Here is a 19,563-nt window from a genome sequence, read left to right as displayed (position 1 = left end):
CTCGCGCCGGCCGGTGCGCCGGTGACCGAATTCCCCGCCCGCGGTTTCCGCCTCAATCCCAAGGGACGTCGAGAATGCTCGGAGAATCGCTCTACCTGCGCGGTATCGCCTACACCGTGGGGGAAGCCGTGCCGCTCACCCTGATCGAGGGCGGCGATCCGGAACAGGTGCAGGTCTTCACCAAGCTCGGCCTGCACCACTACCGGAAGAGCCCGCTGAGCCTGCCGGAGCTGTGCAGCCGCGCGGCCGGGGAGACCATGCGGACGAGCGGCGTCGCCCCGGCGGACATCGGCGCGGTGCTGCTCGCCCCGACGGTCAACTCCATCCACGCGCTGGACCTCGACTACCCCGAGGTGGCGCAGATCCTGGGCGACCACGGCCTGGCCGGCGCCAAGTTCTACGGAGTCACCTTTTCCAAGTGCGCCAACCTTTCGGCCGCGCTCGAACTGGGGTCGAGCCTGCTGCGCGGCGGCGGCTGTTCGGATGTGCTGATCATCGTGGGCGACAAGTGCGCCCGGGACCGCGACCGGTTCATGGACTCGGCCGAATCCATCCTCAGCGACGGGGCGCTTTCGTTCGTCCTGTCCCGCGGCGGGGGCGACTACGAGCTGAAACACCTCGCCACCACCAGCGACCTGTCCCACCTCACCCGGACGTTCGGTGTGCTGGAGTTCGTGGACAACTCGGTGAAGAACCTGGGCCGGCTGTGGCGGGCCATTCCCCCGGAACTCCCCCGGGAAAAGATGGAAAAAGTGTTCTGCGGCAACTACAACACGCTGATCCAGCGCAGCCTCATGCGGGAGCTGGGCACCGGCAAGGAGGCGTTCTACCTCGACAACCTCCCGCGGCTGGGCCACGTGTTCTCGTGCGACGTGCTGATCAACCTCACCGACTACGCGACCGCGAACCCCGTGGCGGCCGGCGCGACCTTCACCTGCCTGACGGTGGGCTACTTCCGGTGGGGCTGCTTCGTCCTGCAGAAGTGCTGACGGCGGTCACAGGTCGGTGTCCGCGATGATCTCCCGCATGATCTCGCTGGCACCGCCCGCGATCGTGTCCAGCCGGGTGTCCCGGAACAGGCGGGCGATCGGGGCCTCGGCCAGGTACCCGCGTCCGCCGAAGAGCTGAAGGCACTGGCCCGTCACCTCCACGGCGAGCTCGGTGGCCCGCAGCTTCGCCATCGCGCACTCGGACATCGCCGGCTTGCCGCGGTCGTACAGCCAGGCCGCGTGGTAGGTGAGCTGGCGCGCCGCCTCGACGTGGCTCACCAGCTCGGCCAGGCGGTGCCGCACCACCTGGTGGCTCGCCAGCGCCTGGCCGAAGACCCGGCGCTCACCCGTGTACCGCCGGGCCAGCTCCAGCGCGCAGTCGGCCTCGCCGATGGCCAGCACGGCCGCCGCGAGCCGTTCCAGCTGGAAGGCCTTCATGATCCACACGAACCCGGTGTTCTCGCGGCCCAGCCGGTTGCGGCCGGGCACCACGACGTCGTCGAACCGGACGGTCGCGATGTCGCAGCAGTGCCACCCGAGCGTGTCCACCGGGGTCCGCGTCACCCCCGGCGCCCGCGCGTCGACCACGAGCAGGGAGATGTTCGCGGAGCCGGTGGCCGGCCCGCCGGCCATCCGGACCGCGGTGACCAGGAAGTCCGCGTTCATCCCGTTCGTGACGAACGCCTTGGTACCGCGGACGGTGTACCCGTCGCCGTCCGCCCGCGCCTGGCAGCCGATGCCCGCGACATCGGATCCCGCCTCGGGTTCGGTGATCGCCAGCGCCGCGATCATGTCCCCTTCGACGGCCGGCCTGAGGTACCGCGACTTCTGCTCGTGGTCGCCGGCCAGCCGCAGGTAGGCGGTCGCCATGTAGCTGTGGACGGACATCGCGCCGCGGAAGCCGCCGTGGCCGAGCCGGCCCAGCTCCTCCAGGTAGGCCACCGAATGGAAGAACGGCCGTTCGCCGCCCCCGTGAGCACGGGGGTGGTGCAGCCCCAGCAGCCCCTCCGCGGCGAGCAGTTTCCAGGCCTCGCGGGGAATCCGCCGGTCGCGCTCCCACTCGTCGAGCCGCGGGACGACGTGCCGGCGCAGGAACTGCCGCGTCCGCTCGCGGAACGCCGTCACCTCGGGGGAAAAGTAGATCGATTCCAAGCTCACACCGTCGTCCTCCGGCCCGGCTGTTCTTCAGGCATCGGCTTTTCAGGCATCGGCACCGCTCAGGAACCGGCGCGCGTTCAGGTCGAACAGCCCCGCCTGCAGCGCCGGGGAAAGGTGGCGGCGCATCCGGTCGATCGCCTCCCGCAGGTTGCCGGAGAAGTCGAAGAGCGGCGCGTCGGATCCGAAGAGGACCTGGCCGGGCACCTTGGCGCAGCCCTCCAGCATCAGCTCCAGCTCGTCCTCGGAGAGCTGGTGGAACGAGGAGATGTCGGCGTAGAGGTTGCCGGGGTACTGCTGGAGCAGCCGCACGGTGCCCTCGAGGTCCCAGACCATGCCGTGGGCCAGGGCGATGCGGATGTCCGGGAACCGGCGAACCACCGTCTCGAGGCTGTGCGGGTACCGCCGCGCGCGGGCCAGCCGGGGCAGCGACGGCCCCGAGTGGGTCAGCACGGGGATGCCGTTGTCGTTGCAGTGCTGCCAAAGCGGCAGCAACCGCTCGTCGTCCAGCTCGAAGCCGCAGGGCGGGTACAGCTTGACGCCCTCGCACTCGGGCCGGGCCGTCCAGTACCGGACGAGTTCGAGGGCCGAAGGCCCGCGGGAGGGGTCGAAGCCGGCGAAGAAGGCCAGCCGCCCGTCGGACGCCCGGACCACCGAGGCGTGGTGCTCGTGCACCTCCTCGATGGTGAGCGCCGGCTCGCCGAGCGCCGCCCCGAAGTCGGCGATGAGCAGGATCGACTTGGTGATCCCGTGCGCGGCCATCTGGGACAGGAGCCGGCCGCCGTCCCGGTCCTGCAGGTAGAGGGGCAGAACGCGCTTGACGCGGCTGCCGCCGGCCTGGCCGTCGTCGAGGATCGACTCCGCGATGCCCGCGATGAAACCCGGCGAGAGGCACCGCGCGTCGGCCAGGTGAACGTGGATGTCGATCATGCCGTCTCCGGAGTCGGGGATCCGCCCGGGCCCGCCCGGTCAGCCGGTCGCGCGGCGGTAGAGCGTCGGGAAGATCTCGGGGTCGCTGTAGTCCGGGAAGCCGTTCTCCGCCCGCCGGCAGATCAGGTCGTGGGAGTGCTGGTAGACCGGCTTCGCCTTGTTCAGGAAGTTCAGGTCGCGATAGCGGTTTTCCCCGTCCTGCAGGTGCACCGACAGCGCCCGCCGCGGCGAGCCGGACACGTTGGGGTAGCTGCCGTGGATCGTGTAGCAGTCGTGGAAGCTGACCTGGCCGCGTTCGAGCTGCAAGGGCACCTCGACCAGCTCGTCACCCTCGCTGTCGATCAGCTTCGACTTGATGAAGTCCTGGTTCTTTTCGTCGAAGGTGACCAGCGCGTGGTTGTTGCGCCACCGGTGGCTGCCCTTGATCACCACCAGGCACCCGTTCCGGGTCGAGCAGTCGTGCAGCGGGATCCAGGCGGTGATCATGCGGTCGGACCGGCAGGTCGGCCAGTAGCGCTTGTCCTGGTGGAATCCGGTGACGCCTTCGGTTTCGCGCGGACCGCGCGCGGGTGCCTTGTAGATCAGCTGGTCCTTCCAGTACCGGATTTCCGTGGCGCCGGTCAGCGCGGCCGCGATCGCCGCGATGACCGGCTGCCGGGCCAGGGCCCGGAGCGCCAGGCTGTGGAAGGAGGCGTAGCCGTCGGCCCGGCTGCGGGTGCGGTCGGTGAACGGCACACCGAAGTTGGGATCCACCTTCCGGTTGCCGCTCCAGGGAAATCGCTCGTCGTACTCGCCGCGGTACAGCCGCTCGCTGCCCTCCAGCGCCCGCGCGATCAAGTCGTCGCCGAGAATCTTCCCGGAGACGTAGTAGCCGTTCTCGCGGTAGTGGGCGATGTCCTCCGCCGTGGGCAGGACCCGCACGTCGAGTTCGTCGTCGCTCGTCATGACCCGGCTCCCGTCACAGCTCCCGCAACCGCTCCACCAGTGCGACCAGATCGCCGACCGTGACGATCCGGGCGAGGTCGATGTGCTCGGCGACCTCGTCGAGCTCCCGGCCGATGATGTCCTCCAGGCTCAGCAGCAGGTTGATGTACTTCATCGAATCCATGCCGAGCGACTGGAGCGGCGTGGACGGCGACAGGTCGGGACGGCCGGCCGCCCCGTCCTCGCCGAGCATCGCGACCAGCACCCGGCACACTTCGTCAAACAACGTCATCTGAGTCGACATCGGCACTTCCCACTGGGCGTTTCGCGGCGCGAACGGCTCGGGCGGTCGATAAAAAGAGAAATCGCCGGCAACAGAACGGCACGTCGTTTTTCGGCTGTTCCGGCGATCGCCGATATTACCCGGGCGGTCTTCGGCGCTCAAGGTTCGGCCGTCGTCACCCGTACGCGTAAGGAGCCGGGAGGAATTCTCCCGGCTCCTTGTGGACGCGGTTTTCGTGGTGGTGGTGCCGCTGGTGTCGCGCGTCCAAGGTTCGTTGACAGCCGGCCGGGATGCGCCCCAATGTGGCGTTGGTTGCGTCTGACGCACCCAATGTGGCGTTCGGTGCGTCTGACGCACCGAACGCCACATTGGGGCGCTTCCTCGGGCGCCGTCATCGAGACGCCGAGGCCCCGGGCAGGTGGTAGACCACCAGCGTCTGCTCGGGCCGCTCGGCGACGTGGAACGCCGCGTGCGACGCGGTGACCACGCCCAGCCGGGGATGCCGGAAGCGCTTGCGGCCCGCGTGGCTGAACTGGATGTCGTGCCGCGGCCACCACTCGCGCACCTCGGGGCTCGCCTCGGTCAGCTCGGCCACGAGCCGCGTCACGCGGGGGTGGCCGGGATGCCGTCCCGCGATCGCGCGCAGCCGGGCCAGGACCGTGCGTGCTTCCCGCTCCCAGTCGACCAGGACCTCGCGGGCGGCGGGGTCGGTGAACGTCCAGCGCACGACGTTGCCGCCCGGCCCGATGCCCCGGAACCACTCCGCGGCGGCGTCGTTGTGCGCGAGGATGTCGTAGCAGATGCCGGTGACGTACGCGGGGTTGTCGCCCAGCAGTGCCGGGACGCCCGCGACCTCGGGTGCGGCCTCCTCGGGAGTGTCCTCCTCGGGCGCCGCTCCGCCACCGGCGAGGCGGTGCAGGTGCTCCTGCTCGGCGCCGGTCAGCCGCAGCGCCCGGGCCAGCGCGTCGAGCACCTGGCCGGAGGGGCGGACGTCGCGGCCCTGCTCGAGGTAGGTGAGCCAGGTGGCGCTGATCCCGGCCAGCAGAGCCAGCTCTTCGCGGCGCAGCCCGGGCGTGCGGCGGCGGCCGGTGACCGGCAGGCCCGCGTCGGCCGGGGCGATCCGCTCCCGGCGGCTGCGCAGGAACGCGCCCAGCTCACTGCTCATCCTGGAACCTCCAGTACCAGAATAACGCGATTCTGGATACCAGCTTCCCACACCGCGAGGCTGGTCCCATGCGAGCTTGGACTGTTGCTGCACAAGAAGACGACGTACGCCTCTCCGAGGTGCCGGCCCCCACTCTCCAGGGCGGTGGCGTCATCGTGGAGGTGCTCGCCGCGCACCTCCCCGCGTACACGAAAGCGGTGGTCAAGGGGAACCGCGGCGCCCTGCCGGTCCCCCTGACCCTCGGCCCCTCCTGCGTCGGACGCGTGATCGACGTCGCGCCGGACGTGTTCCACGTCGATCCGGGCGACATCGTGCTGGACACGGCGCTGCTCGACGCGGGCGGTGGCGACGAGGTCCTGGTGGGCTGGGTCGGTCTCGGCGGGGCCGGCGCCGGCAGCGAGCGCACCGATCGCATGCGCGCGGTGTGGCGCGACGGCGTTTTCGCGGAGAAAGCGCTCTGTGCCAAGGAAACGCTGGTCAAGCTGCCCGGTGCCGAACACCATCCGGACCCGGCCCGGCTGGCGTTCCTGCCGTGGCTCTGCATCGCCGCCGCGGGCCTGCACGCGGCGGGTCCGCTGACCGGCCGCGACGTCGCGGTGGTCGGGGCGACGGGCCAGCTGGGCGGCGCGGCGGTGCTGGTGGCGCTCGCCGAAGGCGCGGCGACGGTGACGGCGGTGGGCCGCAACGAAAAGGCGCTCGACCGCCTGGCCGAACTCGGCCCCCGCGTGCGCGTCCACCGGCTGACCGGCGACCGGACGGCGGACGCGGCGGGCGTCGGCCCGGTCGACGTCGCCCTCGACGCCCTCGGCGCCACCCCGACGGCGGACGCGACCATGGCCGGCTACGACAGCCTGCGGGTGCGCGGAACTCTGGTACTCGTCGGCGGTGTGCGCCAGGACCTCACCATCCCGTACGGCGACCTGATGCACCGCAGGCTCACCCTGCGCGGCTCCTGGATGAGCGACGCGGAGACGGTGACCACGGTGTGGAACCTGGTCCGCGCCGGGCTGCTGGACCTCTCGGCGGTCGAGCTGCTGACCGCCGGCCTGGACGACCCGGCGGGCGCCCTCGAGCTGGCGGAGCGGACGACGGGCCTCGGTTTCGTGGCCCTGGTCCCGTGACCTAGAGGTCCAGTCCCGGTGTCAGAGCCAGCTGCCGCACCTGGTCGAGGGTCAACGTCGGTTCCGGGCGCTGCTTCGGCAGGTGGACGCCCATCTGCTGCAGCACCCCGCTGTTGTTCGACCAGAACTGCACGTGCGCGTTCAGTGTCGCGAGCCCCACGCGGTGGGTCACGACGTCCCCGGTCCGCAGTGTCGCCAGCCACATGAAGCCCTGGGCCGTCGGTTCCGTGCGGCAGGAGATCTCTTCCGGATCGCCGCAGGGCGGGCCGCCTCCGCCGCCGGGCAGGATCAGGACGTACACCGAGCCCGTCCCCCGCGCGTCGGTCACCCGGACGCCCATGTGGAACAACGCGTCCGCGGGCGCGTCCCCGGCCGGGTCGGCGATCAGGCGGAACGGGTCGTCCGGGGGAGTCTCCCCCGGGATCGTCAACCGCGAGATCTGCGCGTCCGACGGCAGGAGGGAACGCACCGCGCGGCCCACCAAGCAGCTCAGCCGGTCGACCAGGGCCGCACGCGTGTCCGAGGCCGTCGGGCACGGGCGGCTCGCGACCTCGGCCCGGTGCGGCAGCACCACCACCGCCAGCCCCAAGGCGAGCACGACGACCAAAACGGCCACCGCTCCCGTGAGCAGGTACCGCCGGCGGGAAAGGCGTGCCGCCGCAAGCACATTCTCCCCGGACAGGCCGATCGGCGGTTCGCCTTCGGTCACATACGCCGTCAACGCGGACCGGACGTCTTCCATCACGACTCCTCCGTCGTCGGCGCCGGCAGGGCCGCGCGCAAGGCCTCGACCCCGCGGGCCGTCTGGGACTTGACCGTGCCTTCGGCGACGCCCAGCAGTGCCGCGACCTCCGTCACCGGGAGGTCTTCGAGGAACCGCAGCACCACCATCGCGCGCTGGCGCGGCGTCAGCTCGGCGAGCGCGCGCTCGACGTCGAGCCGAAGAGACGTGTCCCGACCCGGAGGTGACGCCGAGTCCGGTGGGAAGGACGTCACGTACTCCCACCCGGACCGCCGCCGCCCGGCGAGGAACAGGTTCAGCAGGATGCGGCGCGCGTACGCGTCGACGGTGTCCGGCCGCACCCGCCGCCAGCGCCGGTACAGCTGGACGAACATGGCCTGGACGAGGTCTTCGGCGCCGTGCCAGTCGCCGCAGAGGGCGAACGCCACGCGGCGGAACCGCTGGACGCGCGCGGCGAAGTACTCGCTGAAATCGAGGTCTCTCGACGTCGCCACCGTGCCCTCCTTCGCCCGCTCTCCCCCTTACTAGTGCGCGGAGGGCCGGAAAGGTTCAAGCGATTGTCCCCCGTGCGAGCTACGCGCGGGTGTCCACCGCGAGGTGACGATTCCCGGCCGCCGGATCCCTAGCGTTCTTCCCAGCCGCGAAACAGCGGATTCGGCGAAAAGGGGTTCTCATGAGGCTCGTGTGGCAGCTGGTGGCCGTCGCGGCGGTCGCGTTCCTCGGTCAGCTGTGCGTCAGCGCGGTGGACGGAAATCCGTGGCTCACCCTGTTCTTCGGCGGGCTGACCGCCGTGCTCGCGGTGGTCGTCTACCGCTGGGTGGTGCGGCGGACCGAGCACCGCCCGGTCGTCGAGCTGGCCAGGCCGGGTGCCGGGCCCGCGCTCGGCCGGGGCGCGCTGGCCGGGGTCGCGATGTTCGGGCTCGTCATCGCGAACATCGCCCTGCTCGGGGACTACGAGATCCGCGGCTGGGGCTCGGTGCCGGCCGCGGTGGGGCTCGTCGGCTTCATGGCCGCCGCCGCGGTGACGGAGGAACTGCTGTTCCGCGGCATCCTGTTCCGCATCGTCGAAGAGCGCACGGGCACGGGGATCGCCCTGGTGCTGACCGGCGTGCTGTTCGGCATGGTGCACCTGTTCAACGCGGACGCGACGCTGTGGGGCGCCATCGCCATCGCGATCGAGGCCGGCGGCATGCTGACCGCCGCGTACGTCGCCACCCGCAAGCTGTGGCTGCCGATCGGCCTGCACTTCGGCTGGAACTTCGCCGCGGCGGGCATCTTCGGCACGGTGGTTTCGGGCAACGGCACCCCGCAGGGCCTGCTGGACGCCGTGACGTCGGGGCCGGTCGCCATCACCGGCGGCAAGTTCGGCCCGGAGGGCAGCCTTTACTCGGTGCTGTTCTGTGTCCTGGCGACGTGCGCTCTCCTGTGGCTGGCCCGCCGGCGCGGCAATCTGGTGCCTCGCCGGAACGCCGGGCGCGCCGACGTCACTACACTTTCCCGGTGATCGAGCACCGGGCGGCCCTGGCACGGTGGCGCCGGCTCGACGTCGTGGTCCGGGACCTCCCGCTCGGGTTGCTGTTCCTGGCGGCGTCGTTCGTGCCGGCGTTGCAGAGCCACGGGACGCAGCTGGGCGGCGTGCCGGCCCGTCCCTTCGACGCGCTGGCGATCGTGGTGGTCCTCGCCGAATCGCTCCCGCTCGCCGGGCGACGGCGGTGGCCGGCGCTGTGCCTCACGCTGGTGGCGCTCGGCTTCGCCGTCGACCAGCTCCGCGGCTACCACTCGGTCACGAGCGCGGCGCTGGCCGTCGCGCTGATGAGCGCGGGAGCCCACCTGGAGCGACGACGGCGCGTCACCGCGTTGCTGTTCTCCGTCGCATACGTGCCGCTCGCGATCCTTCTCTCCCGGCTCGGTTCGGAGCCGGTCACCGAGTTCGTGAGTTTCTTCGCGCTGCTGGTCTTCGCTTGGGGAACCGGCGCTTGGCTGCGGGCCACCCGGGCCGCGGAAGCGGAACGCCGTCACCGCGTCGCCGACGACACCCGGGCCGCCGAACGCAACCGCATCGCCCGCGAGCTCCACGACGTCGTCACCCACCACGTGACGGCGATGGTCGTGCAGGCCGAGGCGGCCCGGTACCTCACCGCCGCGCCCGAGCGCCTCGAGGAGACGCTGACCGCGATCACCGGCACCGGCCGCCGCGCCATCGCCGACCTGCGGCACCTGCTCGACCTGCTCAACCCCGACCACGGCCCCGAAATCACGCCGCCGCCCGGCGGCCTGCGCACACTCGTCGAGCACGCGCGCGAGGCCGGGCAGCCGGTGGAGTTCGCCGAGGAAGGCACGGCGGCTGAGTCGGCGGGCAGCGCCGACCTCGTCGCCTACCGGGTCGTGCAGGAAGCCCTGACGAACGCCCTCAAGCACGCGCACGGCAGCCGGACGTCGGTCCGGGTCCGCCACGACGAACGGGAGATCGAGGTGGAGGTCGGCACGGACGGTTCCGGCTCGGGGGACGCGTCCCCCGGCGGGAGCGGGCGGGGCCTCGCCGGCCTCCGCGAACGGGTTCGCGTCCTGGGCGGCGACTTCAGCGCGGAGCCGGCCGGCGCCGGTTTCCTCGTGCGGGCGCGGATTCCCACCGGGAACCGGTCGTGACCGCGCCGATCCGGGTCCTGGTCTGCGACGACCAGATGCTGATCCGCACCGGGCTCGTCACGATCATCGGCGCACAGCCCGACTTCGAGGTGGCGGGCGAATGCGGGGACGGGCGCGCCGCCGTCGACCTCGCCGGAAAACTGCGCCCGGACGTCGTCGTGATGGACGTGCGCATGCCGGTGCTCGACGGCATCGAAGCCACCCGCCTGCTGGCCGGAGCCGGTGTCCCGCACCCGGTGAAGGTGCTCGTGCTGACGACGTTCAACCTCGACGAGTACGTCTACGAGGCGTTGCGCGCGGGCGCGAGCGGGTTCCTGCTCAAGGACGCGCCGCCGGACCAGCTGCTGAACGGGATCCGGACCGTCGCCTCCGGCGCGGCCCTGCTGGCCCCGGAGGTGACGCGCCAGCTGGTGGGGCGGCACGCGGCCCGCATCCGGCCCGCAGGCACCACACCCGAGGTTCCGTTGACGCCACGCGAACTGGAGGTCCTCCGGCTCATCGCGGACGGCCTGTCCAACAGCGAAATCGCCGCGAGTCTCGTGATCAGCCCGGAGACCGTCAAGACGTTCGTGTCGCGCATCCTCACCAAGCTCGAGCTGCGCGACCGGGTCCAGGCGGTCGTCTACGCCTACCGCCACGGACTGGTGACGTGACCGGGAGACCCGGTCACGTCACCAGGAACTACATGTGCACGGCGCCCGGCGCCGCCTCACCCTTCGGGACGCCCGGGCGCAGCAGGAGCGCGCTCAACACGCCACCCGCCACGAAGATCACGGCGGCCCAGGTGAACGCCGTCGTGTAGCTCTCGATCGCCGCCTCCGCCGCGAGCTGCGGCGTCGGGACCTTGCCCGCGAGGTAGGCCGTCGCCGCGTTGCCGGCGAGCGTCGACAGCAACGCCGTGCCGATCGAGCCACCGACCTGCTGCATCGTGTTCACCGCCGCCGACGCGACACCCGCGTCGTGCGCCTCGACGCCGAACGTCGCGACGCTCATCGCCGGCGCCATCGCCAGCCCGATGCCGAAGCCCATCACCAGCAGCGGGCCGAGTACGCCCGAGGCGTACGTGCTGTCGAGGCCGATGCCGCTGAGCCAGAACAGGCCCGCGGCGGCGATCGCCATGCCCGTCGGCACCAGCGGCTTCGGGCCGAAGCGCGGCAGCAGCACGGCCGTCGCCGTCGTGGCGGACAGCATCAGCGTCGCCACCATCGGCAGGAAGCCGACGCCGCTCTGGATCGGCGTGAACTGCAGGTTCTGCTGCACGTAGAACGTCAGGAACAGGAAGATCGCGAACATCCCGATGGCGAGCAGGAACATCGCCAGGTACGAGCCGCCGCGGTCCCGGTCGAGCAGCACGCGCAGCGGCAGCAGCGGGTGTTCGACGCGCTGCTGCAGCCACACGAACACGCCCAGCAGCACCACACCCCCGGCCAGGAAGCCCCAGACCGACACCGACGACCACGAGTCCGACTCGGCGTTCGCGAAGCCGTAGACCAGGGCGAACAGACCGGCCGACGCGGTGATCGTGCCCGGCAGGTCCAGCTTCGGGCGCGGGCCGTCGTCCTTCTGGTTGCGGAGCAGGACCGAGCTGCCGGCGAACGCGATGACCGCGAAGATGATGTTCACGAACATGCACCAGCGCCAGTCGAGGTACTCGGTGAGCACGCCGCCGAGCAGCAGCCCGACCGCCGCGCCGCCACCGCCGATGGCGCCGAACACGCCGAACGCGCGGCCGCGTTCCTTCGGGTCGGTGAACGTCGTGGTCAGCAGCGAAAGCGTGGCGGGCGCGAGCAGCGCGCCGAACACGCCCTGGGCCGCCCGGGCGACGAGCAGCATTTCGATGTTGGTCGCCGCGCCGCCGAGCGCGGACACCGCGGCGAAGCCGGCCAAGCCGACGAGCAGGGCGTTCTTGCGGCCGAAGAGGTCGGCGAGCCGCCCGCCGAGCAGCAGGAGGCTGCCGAACGCGAGCGCGTACGCGGTGACGACCCACTGCCGGGCGTCGTTGGAGAAGCCGAGGTCGACCTGGGCGGACGGGAGCGCGATGTTCACGACGGTCGCGTCCAGCACGACCATCAGCTGCGCGATCCCGATCATCACCAGGATCAGCCACCGTCTGGCGTGGTGGGGGTTCTCGGCGGCGCGCGTGTCCCCCGACGGCGCGACGGCGAGCGTGGACTCGGTCATGGGGTGTCCTCACGAAAAGTGATCACAGGATTATGTGGAGTAGGTATCTCCCCTTACGCGACCCAAGGTACACAAGAAGTGGAGAGAGCGCCTCTACTTGAGGCGTTAGACTGGACGGCATGGCACGGGACGCTGGTCCCGCCGCACCGGCGCGGCCGCTGCGGCGTGACGCTGAACTCAACCGCCGTCGCATCCTCGCGGCGGCCCGCGAAGTGTTCGGCCTGCGCGGGCTCGAGGCCACGCTGGACGACATCGCCCACCACGCCGGCCTCGGCGTCGGCACGGTCTACCGCCGGTTCCCCAGCAAGGAACACCTGGTCGAGGCCATGTTCGCCGAGCGGATGGAAGAGATCGTCGAACTCGCGCAGCAATCGCTGAAGGCCGAAGACGCGTGGCAGGCGTTCGTGGACTTCACGTGGAAAGCGGCCGAGTTGCACTCCACCGACCGCGGGCTGCGCGAGATCATGCTGTCCAACCAGTTCGGCCACGAGCACGTCGCCGCCGAAAAAGCCCGCATGGTGCCGTTGATCACACAGCTGGTCGACCGGGCCAAGGAGGCGGGCGGGCTGCGGCCGGACTTCGCCCCGTCGGACATGGCCCTGCTGCACATGATGGTCGGCTCGGTGGTCGAGTTCACGTGCGCGGTCGACCCGGACCTGTGGCGCCGCAGCCTCGGCATGCTGCTCGACGGGCTGCGCGCCCAACCCGGCAAGCCGTCGGAGCTGCCGCACCCCGCGCTCGACGAGGAAGAGATCGAAGAAGCGATGTCCTGCTGGCGCCCCTGACGGGACTCCGAAAGGTCGCGAATGAGTCATTGGGGACCTCGCACGTCCCGAATGACTCATTCGCGACACTGGCCCCGGGTCACTCGGACGGAATGACCGCCCACAGGATCAGGTAGGCCACGAACTGCGGCCCGGGCAGCAGGCAGGACAGCACGGCCAGCAGCCGGACCGTGCCGGGCTTCATGCCGTACCTCTGGGCCAGGCCCGCGCAGACGCCGCCGATCATGCGGCCGTTGCGGGGACGGGACAGCCGTCGCGTGACCGGTGCGCTCATCGTCTTTTCCCTTTCCTCGAAGTTCCGATACCGCTACTTCACCACCGGAGTACCCGCTTCCGCATCGCTCGCGGGAAGGATCGTTCCCTTAGGGGAGGGTAAATCCGAAAATCGTTCAGCCGACCGGCGAACCGGGCGAAATCGGGCCGGAAATCCGATGACCTGCGCGTTCTTCTCCCGATGTCGGGTCAATAGTGAGACATGTCCCCGTCAGGGCTGGTTTTTCGGTCCGATGTGGTGATACTTGCACCCCGTGTACCCGCGTTCGAAAACCTTGGTCGTCGCGATGCTCTGCGCCCTGCTCGCCGCCGGCTGCGCGAAAACCCAGGCCGCGCCCCAGCAGAGTTCCGGGCCCACCCCGCTGACCGCCTCCGCCGCGCTCGGCGACTTCGGGAGCGTCGACTACTGCAGCCTGCTGGACGTGCCCGAGGTGGCGCCCGGCGCGGTCGCCGTCCCGACGTTCGAAAGCTGCCGGGCCACGCTCGGGCCGCGCACGATCCTCGTCGGGCCGCTGGCGTTCGACTCCGACCCGAACATCAAGCCCTACGCCTACCTCGGGACGGTGCCCGACGGCGTCGCGATCCAGGAGTCGAACTTCAACGACCGCAGCGCGTGCACCCGCGCGATCACCTTCGCCGACGGCAACCGGCTCGACCTGTCGGTCACCGACACCGGCAACGACCAGGCCTCGCGCTGCGGCATCGCGGACGCCACCGTCGGCTCGGCACTGGCCGCGATCACCGCGGGCAAGGTCCGGCGGCTGACGTTCCCGGACCGCTCGTGGGGCCGGGTCGCGCCGTGCGTCCTGCTCGACAACCACGACCTCGACGCCGCCGCCGGGGCGGGCAGCCGGCCGACGACCGGCCTGACCGGGCACAGCTGCATCCGCGGCAAGGTCAGTCTGAAGCTGACCGTCGAAACGGTCGAGGCGACGGGCACCCCGCCCGAGAAGCTGGGCGGCCGCGACGCCCGGGTCCGCATCGCGGGCGCGTTCTGCCTGGTCGACACCACCCAGCCGGCGCCGGGCCTGCCCGGACGCCGCGAGCTGGCGGAGATCAGCGTCGTCGAAACCGCGGGCACCGCGGGCGACGGCACGTGCGCCCTGGCCCGCGCGGCGGCGACGTCGATCCTCCCCCGCCTCCCGACCCCCGGACAGCCGTGAAGGCCCCCTTACCGGTCATAAGAGCCGGTAAGGAGGCCTTCACGGACTTCGGTCAGTCCTCGTAGGTGAGGTTCTTGCCGTTCGAGGGGTCGAACAGCTTGATCTTGTCCGCGTCGTACCAGATCTCGAGGTCCGCGTTCTCCGTCGCGGACGACTCCGCCGAGAGGCGGGCCACGACCTGGGACTCCGCGCCCGGGACGTCGGACGAGCCGCTGTCCGCGGCCAGTTCCGCCAGCTCCTCGGACGTCGCCGTCTCGCCTTCCAGGGTGAAGTGGGCGAACTTCTCCGAACCCATCGACTCGAGCACGTCGATGTGCGCGGTGAACGTCCCCCCGCCGGTCTTGTCCGCGACCAGCGCCGCGTCCTCGAAGTGCTCCGGCCGGATGCCGACGATGACGTCACGCGGTGCGCCGGCCTTCTCCACCAGCTGCCGGACGCGGTCCGTCAGCGGTGTCGTGCCCAGCGCGCTCCGCAGCTCGTTGTTCTCCAGCGTCGCCGGGACGAAATTCATCGACGGCGAGCCGATGAACCCGGCCACGAACAGGTTCGCCGGGTTGTCGTAGAGGAACTGCGGCGAGCCGATCTGCTGCACGTACCCGGCCCGCAGCACCACGACCCGGTCGCCCAGGGTCATGGCTTCGGTCTGGTCGTGCGTCACGTACAGCGTCGTCGTGCCGAGCTGCTTCTGGATCTTCGACACCGACGTCCGCATCTGGCCGCGGAGCTTGGCGTCCAGGTTGGACAGCGGCTCGTCCATCAGGAACGCCTTGGGACTCCGCACGATCGCCCGGCCCATCGCGACGCGCTGGCGCTGGCCACCGGAGAGGTTGGCCGGCTTCCGGTCCAGGTGCGCGGTCAGGTCGAGGATCTTCGCGGCTTCCTCGACCTTCGCCCGCACCGTCTTGTCGTCGACCTTGGCCAGCCGCAGCGGGAAGGCCATGTTCTCCCGGACGCTCATGTGCGGGTAGAGCGCGTAGGACTGGAACACCATCGCGATGTCCCGGTCCTTCGGGGCCTTCTCGTTGACGCGCTGGCCGTCGATGCGCAGCTCGCCGGAGGAGATGTCCTCCAGGCCGGCGACCATGTTCAGCGTCGTCGACTTCCCGCAGCCGGACGGGCCGACCAGGATGATGAACTCGCCGTCGTTGATCGTGATGTCCACTTCGGACACGGCGAGGGCGCCGTCGGGGTACTTCTTCGACACCTTGTCGAGCACGATTTCTGCCATGGCGTTACCCCTTCACCGCACCGGAGGTCAGCCCCGCCACGATGCGACGCTGGAAGAACAACACGAACACAATGATCGGGATGGTGATCACGACCGCGGCCGCGCACACCTGCCCGGTCGGGTCCTCGAACTGCGAGGACCCGGTGAAGAACGACAGCGCCGCCGGCACCGTGCGCGACGCCGTCGTCGACGTCAGCGAGATGGCGAACAGGAAGTCGTTCCAGCAGAAGATGAACACCAGGATCGCCGTGGTGAACACGCCCGGCGCGGCCAGCGGCGCGATCACCTTCCGGAACGCCTGGGCCGGCGTCGCGCCGTCCATCTTCGCCGCCTTTTCCAGCTCCCACGGGATTTCCCGGAAGAAGGCCGACAGCGTGTAGATCGACAGCGGCAGCGCGAACGTGATGTAGGGCAGGATCAGCCCCGGCCACGTGTCGAACAGCCCGATGTTCCGCTCGATGTTGAACAGCGGCGTCACCAGCGACACCTGCGGGAACATCGCGATCAGCAGTGACAGCCCGACGAGGACCTGCTTGCCGGGGAAGTCGAGCCGGGCGACCGCGTACGCGGCCATCGTGCCCAGCACCACCGCGATCACCGTCGAGATGATCGCGATGCCGATCGAGTTGACCAGCGCCAGCAGGAACTCCGACGTCTGGAAGATGTCCGCGTAGTTCTGCCAGGTCCACGACTGCGGGATGAACGCCCCGTCGGTGATCGTGTCCTTGGTCTTGAACGACAGCGAAACCACCCAGAGCACCGGCACCAGCGCGAACACCAGCACGAGGATGTCGACGAGGCCCCACCTGACCTTGCGGCCCGTCGTGACGGTTCCCATCGTCATCAGCGCTTACCCCCGTCGTCCGAACCCGGTGCGGCCGTGCCGAACACCTTGATGAAGATGAACGCGATGATCGCCACCGTGATGAAGATCAGCACCGCCATCGTCGACCCGATGCCGAGGTTGAGTCCCTTGACCAGGTTGTCGTAGGTCTGCATCGACACCGACCCGGTGTCCTGCGCTCCGTTGGTGAGCACGTAGATGTTGTCGAAGATGCGGAACGCGTCGAGCGTGCGGAACAGCAGCGCCACCAGGATCGCCGGCTTCATCACCGGCAGCATCACTTTCGTGAACCGCTGCCACGCGGTCGCGCCGTCCATCGCCGCGGCCTTGAGCAGGTCGTCCGGCACCAGCGCCAGGCCGGCCATCAGCAGCAGCGCCATGAACGGCGTGGTCTTCCACACCTCGGCGCCGATGATGATGAACAGCGACGGCCACTGCTGGGTCAGCGGGGCCGCGTCGGCGGCGAGGAAGTTCGCCAGGTAGCCGGTCTTCGGCGTCCACGCGTAGTACCACGAGAACGCCGCGACGACCGTGACGATGCCGTACGGGATCAGCGCGACGGTGCGGACCAGGCCGCGGCCGACGAGCGTCCGGTGCATGATCAGCGCCAGCGCCATGCCGAGCACGAACTCGATCGCCACCGACACCACGGTGAGGAACATCGTGGTGCCGAACGCCGTCCACCAGTACGAACTGGACAGCACGGCCGCGTAGTTGTCGAACCCGATGAACTTCTGCTGCGCCGGGAACCGCAGGTCGTACCGCTGCAGCGACAGCCAGAGCGAGTAGAGGATCGGGTAGCCGGTGACCGCGATCATCACGATGAACGCGGGCGCGCACAGCCACAGCCCGAGCCTGCGCTCGGCCTTCTTCCCTTCGGAGAGCGCGGGTTTGCCCCGCTTGGCCGGCGTCGCCTCCTCGGCGACGGTGGCCGGGGTCGAGTCCTGGACGGTCACGGGATCACTCCCTTCGACTGGAGCGCGTCACCGAGCTGCTCCCGCAGCTTGGCCGCGGTGGCCTGCGGGTCGATGTCCTGCGGCGGCGAAAGGATCTTCGAGATCACCGTCGAGGCGTTCTGGTACGCCGGGGTCAGCGGGCGCACCGCGGCGGTCTTGAGCGCGGCGAGGATCGCGTCGCGCATCGGGTACTGGATCGCCATGTTCGGGTTGTCGGCCGACGCCGGCTTGCCCGGGTCCAGCGGGACGTCGTTGTGGTACACCGATTCGATGCTCGGCGGCACGCCGTCGTTGATCGCGGAGGTCTTCTGGCTTTCCGGGCTGCGCAGGCACAACGCCGCCTCGAAGGCTTCCGGCTTGTGCTGCGAATAGGTGCTCACCGCCAGGTCGAACCCGCCGATCGTGGTCCGGGCGGGCATGCCGGCCTGGGCCTCGGGGTAGACGGCCCACTTGAAGTGCGGGAGGTCCGCCTTCTTGTCCTTGGCGTAGGCGGCGTAGACGTACGGCCAGTTGAGCTGGAACGCCGCCTGGCCGCGCTGGAACGCCTGCCGGATGTCGTCCTCCTTCATGTTGCTCAGCGACGGGTCGGTGAGCCCCGAGGTCGAGACCTTCTTGAGCAGCTCCAGCGCCTTCACGGCACCGTCGTCCATCACCACGGACTTGCCGTCGTCGGACAGGATGTGCCCGCCCATCGACGCGACCAGCGTGTTGTAGAAGACGACCAGGCCTTCGTACTGCGCGCCGGTGAACACGATCTCGTAGGGCTTGCCCTGTCCCTTGAGCTCCTGGGACTTCTGCATCATCTCGTCCCACGTCTTCGGCGGCGTGGGCGTCACCCGGTCGTCGTACCAGAGCAGCTGCACGTTGGTGTTCTTCGTGGCCGCGTACAGCTTCCCGTTGTGGGTCGCCGTGTCCAGCGGACCCTGCAGGACGCCCTGCGAAGCCTCCACCTTGTTCTGGCCGGTCCATTCCTCGGCCCAGCCCGCTTCGGCGAACTCCGAGACCCACGTGACGTCGAGGCCCAGGATGTCCATGGCGGTGTCGCCCGCGGCCAGCCGGCGCGCCATCTGCAGCCGCTGGTCGTCCGCCCCGCGCGGCAGCTTGTTGTAGACGATCTCGTACTTCCCGGCCGCCTTCACGTTGCAGGCGTCGACAACCTTCTGGAAGTTGTCCTCGGGTGACATGTAGATATTGATCTTGAGTCCGGAACTCGTTCCGCACCCGGCCAGCATGCCGGTCACCAAAGCCCCTGCCCCCAGCAGGGCCGCGGTGCGGCCGGGCGAGCGTCCCCGTTTGCCCGCGCCGATCCTCTTCCCCATCAGGCCTCCTCACCCGCGTGCACGCCGGTTACCGCGGTACCCCGGTGGGCACCGCGACGCGATGAGGCGAACCGCGCCAGCACCCCGACGTGCTAGTGCTCGGGCCGCCGCGCTGGTTGGGCGAGGCCGCCCGACTGGTGTCGGCCAACTTATGCCGGGCGATCACACCCCGCAAGCAGTATCGGTAACGATTCAGCGCACCGCGCGCCGAATCGTGATTTTTCCCTGCTAGAGGCCCGCTTTTTCAGGCGTTCGCGGACGGCGGTTTCAAAGCGAGCTTGGCGAGCAGTTCCCGGCCTTGTTCGGCCGAACGCGGCTGGCACAGGACGTCGTAGCGGCCGGCGACGAGCTGGCTCGCCGACGAGAAGTCCCGCCGTCCCCGCGACATGCTGTACCCGATGGCGGCGAACATCAGCCCGGACAGCACGCCGAGCACCAGCCCGGTCAGCAGCTGGAGCGCGAAGCCCTGGTTGACGAACAACCCGAGCAGCAGCCCCGCGAACAGGCCGAACCACGCCCCGGACACCGCGCCGGTGCCGAGGACGCGGCCCCAGCTGAGCTTCCCGATGACGCGTTCGACCAGCATCAGGTCGACGCCGACGATCGTGACGTCACTGACCGAAAACTCGCTGTCCGCGAGGAAGTCGACCGCCTGCTGCGCTTCGCCGTAGGTCGCGTACGACCCGATCGGCCAGCCGGTCGGCGGGGTCGGCAGCCGCGGCAGGCCGCCGGGCGCCCGGCCCCCGCCAAAGGGACTACTCACCATCATCACCTGCGCACTCGTGGTCCTGGGTGTCCATCTTGTCAAGAACACCCCGGCCGTGCGAGCCGCTTACCCCGAAAGGCCGGGCGGCGAATT

At 70.0% G+C, this 19,563-nt stretch carries 21 protein-coding genes; 7 read left to right on the top strand and 14 right to left on the bottom strand.

Annotated features, from left to right (window positions below; translation table 11 throughout):
* The first annotated feature begins 74 nt into the window (after positions 1-74).
* Positions 75-989 (top strand): hypothetical protein, encoded by a 915-nt coding sequence (locus AB0G28_RS09890; RefSeq protein WP_361085562.1) that lies wholly within the window; start codon positions 75-77, stop codon positions 987-989.
* A gap of 6 nt (positions 990-995) precedes the next feature.
* Here the strand turns inward: AB0G28_RS09890 and AB0G28_RS09885 are convergent, their stop codons facing one another.
* The 5 genes from AB0G28_RS09885 to AB0G28_RS09865 form a co-directional block, all read right to left on the bottom strand.
* On the bottom strand, positions 996-2,147 hold the full coding sequence (locus tag AB0G28_RS09885; protein WP_361085558.1) for an acyl-CoA dehydrogenase family protein: 1,152 nt from the start codon (positions 2,145-2,147) through the stop codon (positions 996-998).
* Positions 2,148-2,189: 42 nt separating this feature from the next.
* On the bottom strand, positions 2,190-3,074 hold the full coding sequence (locus AB0G28_RS09880; protein ID WP_361085555.1) for an amidohydrolase family protein: 885 nt from the start codon (positions 3,072-3,074) through the stop codon (positions 2,190-2,192).
* Between the two features lie 39 nt (positions 3,075-3,113).
* Entirely contained in the window at positions 3,114-4,019 is a 906-nt protein-coding gene (locus AB0G28_RS09875) for a phytanoyl-CoA dioxygenase family protein (protein WP_361085552.1), read from the bottom strand.
* A 13-nt stretch (positions 4,020-4,032) separates the two neighbouring features.
* Positions 4,033-4,443 carry an acyl carrier protein gene (locus AB0G28_RS09870; RefSeq protein WP_361085549.1) on the bottom strand — a complete coding sequence of 137 codons (411 nt, stop codon included), beginning with the start codon at positions 4,441-4,443 and terminating at the stop codon, positions 4,033-4,035.
* A 229-nt stretch (positions 4,444-4,672) separates the two neighbouring features.
* Positions 4,673-5,446 (bottom strand): helix-turn-helix transcriptional regulator, encoded by a 774-nt coding sequence (locus AB0G28_RS09865; RefSeq protein WP_361085546.1) that lies wholly within the window; start codon positions 5,444-5,446, stop codon positions 4,673-4,675.
* Between the two features lie 119 nt (positions 5,447-5,565).
* Here AB0G28_RS09865 and AB0G28_RS09860 point away from each other — a divergent pair, with 119 nt between their 5' ends.
* The gene (locus tag AB0G28_RS09860; protein ID WP_361085543.1) at positions 5,566-6,567 is read left to right on the top strand and encodes a zinc-binding dehydrogenase; all 1,002 of its coding nucleotides are present in this window, start codon (positions 5,566-5,568) and stop codon (positions 6,565-6,567) included.
* Between the two features lies 1 nt (position 6,568).
* Here AB0G28_RS09860 and AB0G28_RS09855 read toward each other — a convergent pair whose 3' ends face one another.
* On the bottom strand, positions 6,569-7,309 hold the full coding sequence (locus AB0G28_RS09855) for a hypothetical protein (RefSeq protein WP_361085540.1): 741 nt from the start codon (positions 7,307-7,309) through the stop codon (positions 6,569-6,571).
* Positions 7,309-7,803 (bottom strand): SigE family RNA polymerase sigma factor, encoded by a 495-nt coding sequence (locus AB0G28_RS09850; protein ID WP_361085537.1) that lies wholly within the window; start codon positions 7,801-7,803, stop codon positions 7,309-7,311. Before AB0G28_RS09850 ends, AB0G28_RS09855 begins: the two co-directional genes overlap by 1 nt.
* A gap of 179 nt (positions 7,804-7,982) precedes the next feature.
* Here AB0G28_RS09850 and AB0G28_RS09845 point away from each other — a divergent pair, with 179 nt between their 5' ends.
* Genes AB0G28_RS09845 through AB0G28_RS09835 form a run of 3 tightly spaced genes read left to right on the top strand, consistent with a single transcriptional unit; the run spans position 7,983 to position 10,608 of the window.
* Complete coding sequence (locus AB0G28_RS09845) at positions 7,983-8,813, top strand: CPBP family intramembrane glutamic endopeptidase (protein ID WP_361085534.1); 831 nt, start codon at positions 7,983-7,985, stop codon at positions 8,811-8,813.
* Entirely contained in the window at positions 8,810-9,955 is a 1,146-nt protein-coding gene (locus AB0G28_RS09840; protein ID WP_361085531.1) for a histidine kinase, read from the top strand. Before AB0G28_RS09845 ends, AB0G28_RS09840 begins: the two co-directional genes overlap by 4 nt.
* Complete coding sequence (locus AB0G28_RS09835) at positions 9,952-10,608, top strand: response regulator transcription factor (protein ID WP_361085528.1); 657 nt, start codon at positions 9,952-9,954, stop codon at positions 10,606-10,608. The genes AB0G28_RS09840 and AB0G28_RS09835 overlap by 4 nt, the downstream gene beginning before the upstream one ends.
* Before the next feature lie 28 nt (positions 10,609-10,636).
* Here AB0G28_RS09835 and AB0G28_RS09830 read toward each other — a convergent pair whose 3' ends face one another.
* A complete protein-coding gene (locus tag AB0G28_RS09830; protein ID WP_361085525.1) occupies positions 10,637-12,136 on the bottom strand; it encodes an MFS transporter in 1,500 nt (499 codons plus the stop codon).
* 119 nt (positions 12,137-12,255) lie between these two features.
* On the opposite strand from AB0G28_RS09830, the gene AB0G28_RS09825 reads away from it, so the two are divergent.
* Positions 12,256-12,921: a helix-turn-helix domain-containing protein gene (locus AB0G28_RS09825; protein WP_361085522.1), complete on the top strand. Its 666-nt coding sequence runs from the start codon at positions 12,256-12,258 to the stop codon at positions 12,919-12,921.
* Between the two features lie 79 nt (positions 12,922-13,000).
* On the opposite strand, the gene AB0G28_RS09820 is transcribed toward AB0G28_RS09825, so the two are convergent.
* Positions 13,001-13,195, bottom strand: coding sequence for a PspC domain-containing protein (locus AB0G28_RS09820; protein ID WP_361085519.1), 195 nt, complete (start codon positions 13,193-13,195; stop codon positions 13,001-13,003).
* A 286-nt stretch (positions 13,196-13,481) separates the two neighbouring features.
* On the opposite strand from AB0G28_RS09820, the gene AB0G28_RS09815 reads away from it, so the two are divergent.
* Entirely contained in the window at positions 13,482-14,357 is an 876-nt protein-coding gene (locus AB0G28_RS09815) for a hypothetical protein (RefSeq protein ID WP_361086276.1), read from the top strand.
* A gap of 52 nt (positions 14,358-14,409) precedes the next feature.
* Here the strand turns inward: AB0G28_RS09815 and ugpC are convergent, their stop codons facing one another.
* From ugpC to AB0G28_RS09790, 5 genes are all read right to left on the bottom strand, one after another.
* On the bottom strand, positions 14,410-15,585 hold the full coding sequence (gene ugpC / locus AB0G28_RS09810) for a sn-glycerol-3-phosphate ABC transporter ATP-binding protein UgpC (protein WP_361085516.1): 1,176 nt from the start codon (positions 15,583-15,585) through the stop codon (positions 14,410-14,412).
* Between the two features lie 4 nt (positions 15,586-15,589).
* On the bottom strand, positions 15,590-16,429 hold the full coding sequence (locus tag AB0G28_RS09805; RefSeq protein ID WP_361085513.1) for a carbohydrate ABC transporter permease: 840 nt from the start codon (positions 16,427-16,429) through the stop codon (positions 15,590-15,592).
* Positions 16,429-17,385, bottom strand: a complete 957-nt coding sequence (locus AB0G28_RS09800) for a sugar ABC transporter permease (RefSeq protein WP_361085510.1) — start codon at positions 17,383-17,385, stop codon at positions 16,429-16,431. Before AB0G28_RS09800 ends, AB0G28_RS09805 begins: the two co-directional genes overlap by 1 nt.
* Positions 17,382-18,704: an ABC transporter substrate-binding protein gene (locus AB0G28_RS09795; protein ID WP_361085507.1), complete on the bottom strand. Its 1,323-nt coding sequence runs from the start codon at positions 18,702-18,704 to the stop codon at positions 17,382-17,384. Before AB0G28_RS09795 ends, AB0G28_RS09800 begins: the two co-directional genes overlap by 4 nt.
* A 244-nt stretch (positions 18,705-18,948) precedes the next feature.
* Positions 18,949-19,473 (bottom strand): general stress protein, encoded by a 525-nt coding sequence (locus tag AB0G28_RS09790; RefSeq protein WP_361085504.1) that lies wholly within the window; start codon positions 19,471-19,473, stop codon positions 18,949-18,951.
* Between the last annotated feature and the right edge of the window lie 90 nt (positions 19,474-19,563).

It is taken from the genome of Amycolatopsis sp. NPDC021455 (assembly GCF_040640995.1).
In the GTDB taxonomy this organism is placed as follows: domain Bacteria; phylum Actinomycetota; class Actinomycetes; order Mycobacteriales; family Pseudonocardiaceae; genus Amycolatopsis.
This window is presented reverse-complemented; position numbering and strand designations above follow the sequence as displayed.

Bases quoted from the DNA above. Each gene is read 5' to 3' on its own strand.
- AB0G28_RS09890 (WP_361085562.1), top strand. From the start codon at position 75: ATGCTCGGAGAATCGCTCTACCTGCGCGGTATCGCCTACACCGTGGGG.
- AB0G28_RS09880 (WP_361085555.1), bottom strand. From the start codon at position 3,074: ATGATCGACATCCACGTTCACCTGGCCGACGCGCGGTGCCTCTCGCCG.
- AB0G28_RS09875 (WP_361085552.1), bottom strand. From the start codon at position 4,019: ATGACGAGCGACGACGAACTCGACGTGCGGGTCCTGCCCACGGCGGAG.
- AB0G28_RS09865 (WP_361085546.1), bottom strand. From the start codon at position 5,446: ATGAGCAGTGAGCTGGGCGCGTTCCTGCGCAGCCGCCGGGAGCGGATC.
- AB0G28_RS09855 (WP_361085540.1), bottom strand. From the start codon at position 7,309: ATGGAAGACGTCCGGTCCGCGTTGACGGCGTATGTGACCGAAGGCGAA.
- AB0G28_RS09845 (WP_361085534.1), top strand. From the start codon at position 7,983: ATGAGGCTCGTGTGGCAGCTGGTGGCCGTCGCGGCGGTCGCGTTCCTC.
- AB0G28_RS09830 (WP_361085525.1), bottom strand. From the start codon at position 12,136: ATGACCGAGTCCACGCTCGCCGTCGCGCCGTCGGGGGACACGCGCGCC.
- AB0G28_RS09825 (WP_361085522.1), top strand. From the start codon at position 12,256: ATGGCACGGGACGCTGGTCCCGCCGCACCGGCGCGGCCGCTGCGGCGT.
- AB0G28_RS09820 (WP_361085519.1), bottom strand. From the start codon at position 13,195: ATGAGCGCACCGGTCACGCGACGGCTGTCCCGTCCCCGCAACGGCCGC.
- AB0G28_RS09815 (WP_361086276.1), top strand. From the start codon at position 13,482: ATGCTCTGCGCCCTGCTCGCCGCCGGCTGCGCGAAAACCCAGGCCGCG.
- ugpC (WP_361085516.1), bottom strand. From the start codon at position 15,585: ATGGCAGAAATCGTGCTCGACAAGGTGTCGAAGAAGTACCCCGACGGC.
- AB0G28_RS09805 (WP_361085513.1), bottom strand. From the start codon at position 16,429: ATGACGATGGGAACCGTCACGACGGGCCGCAAGGTCAGGTGGGGCCTC.
- AB0G28_RS09795 (WP_361085507.1), bottom strand. From the start codon at position 18,704: ATGGGGAAGAGGATCGGCGCGGGCAAACGGGGACGCTCGCCCGGCCGC.
- AB0G28_RS09790 (WP_361085504.1), bottom strand. From the start codon at position 19,473: ATGATGGTGAGTAGTCCCTTTGGCGGGGGCCGGGCGCCCGGCGGCCTG.